The organism is Oleiphilus sp. HI0079, from assembly GCF_001635105.1.
In genome coordinates, this window is the sequence record NZ_LWFT01001314.1 from 1 (window position 1) to 1,412 (window position 1,412).

At 46.0% G+C, this 1,412-nt stretch carries 2 protein-coding genes and 1 tRNA gene; all 3 read left to right on the forward strand.

Annotated elements, in window-relative coordinates; all coding sequences use genetic code 11:
* Positions 1-465: helix-hairpin-helix domain-containing protein (locus A3750_RS22795; RefSeq protein WP_231871927.1), on the forward strand; the 465-nt coding region annotated here is incomplete at its 5' end.
* Positions 466-479: 14 nt separating this feature from the next.
* Entirely contained in the window at positions 480-1,058 is a 579-nt protein-coding gene (pgsA, locus tag A3750_RS22800; protein ID WP_068456653.1) for a CDP-diacylglycerol--glycerol-3-phosphate 3-phosphatidyltransferase, read from the forward strand.
* Positions 1,059-1,172: 114 nt separating this feature from the next.
* A tRNA-Gly gene (locus A3750_RS22805) sits at positions 1,173-1,248 on the forward strand.
* The last annotated feature ends 164 nt before the right edge of the window (positions 1,249-1,412 follow it).

Sequence of the window (1,412 nt, forward strand, 5' to 3'; positions counted from 1 at the left end):
ACCAAAAGGCCAGACATTATTTTTATTGATGGCGGCAAGGGGCAGCTGAATATGGCTATTGAGGTTATGAGTGCGTTAAACGCTAGCGACATTTTGTTGCTCGGTATTGCGAAAGGCACAACCCGTAAAGCGGGTTTTGAAACTCTGTTTATTCCTGATGGGCAGGGCGGTCTGAAAACGATACAATGCGCAGCCGATGAGCCCAGCTTGCATTTAATGCAGCAAATACGTGATGAGGCGCATCGATTTGCGATAACTGGGCATAGAAAGCGGCGCGATAAGAGTCGTCCTCAATCTCAGCTTGAGGTGATTGAAGGCGTCGGTCCTACACGTCGGCGTGCTCTCATTAAGTATTTCGGTAGTGTGCAGGGAATTAAAACGGCCTCAATCGAAGAAATAAGTAAGGTTGATGGCATTAGCAGTAATCTTGCAGAACATATTTATCTCAGTTTGCATGGCGACTGAGTAGAGACAAGAAAATGAACTTACCGAATATTCTGACTCTGTCACGAATCGTCTTGATTCCTGTTTTCGTGATCGCATTTTATCTACCTTATGATTGGAACTATTACGCGTGTGCCGCGGTTTTCTGGATTGCCGGCGTGACCGATTGGTTTGATGGTTATTTGGCTCGAAAGTGGGACCAGATGACGCCTTTTGGAGCCTTTCTTGATCCTGTTGCAGACAAGCTCATGGTCACGATTTCTCTAGCTGTAATTATCGAAGAGTTTAGTGTTTGGTGGATTACCATTCCGGCTATTGTCATTGTTGGTCGAGAGGTGGTTGTTTCAGCGCTACGTGAATGGATGGCGGAGCAAGGTAAGCGCGAATCGGTAAAGGTTGGTTATATTGGTAAAGTGAAGACCATGTGTCAGATGAGCTCGATTTTCTTTTTGCTTATCGGTGCAAAGGTTGATGAGTCATTTTGGTTTGGATACGGTCTAATGGTATTTGCAGCGATCCTTACTATGTGGTCAATGGTGCAGTATCTATCGGCCTCTTGGGGCACTATGTTTGGTAAAGAGAGCCTAGGCGGTGGCGGCCAGGAGCGTCATTAGTATCCGTAGCCGAAGTAATTAAATTTTGCTGCAGAACTTGCTTGACTCTTTTAATCGATTCGTTAATATATGCGCCTCTTCGCAAGGCATGTCCTAGCGCGATGAAAAGTTTACGCGGGAATAGCTCAGTTGGTAGAGCACGACCTTGCCAAGGTCGGGGTCGCGAGTTCGAATCTCGTTTCCCGCTCCAAATAAAATGCCTCGGAAACCCCGAGGCGTTTTTGTTAAAAGCACACTATAATCTGTGAGGCTTTTAAAGGCGCTCTAGAAAAGCGCTGAGTACGATAGTACGACCAAAGGTAAAGAGTGCACTGGATGTAGCAATCCATGTTCATCGAAGGCACTTAAACACCT

Excerpts from the sequence above, each read along its gene's own strand:
- pgsA (WP_068456653.1), top strand. The coding sequence starts at position 480 with ATGAACTTACCGAATATTCTGACTCTGTCACGAATCGTCTTGATTCCT.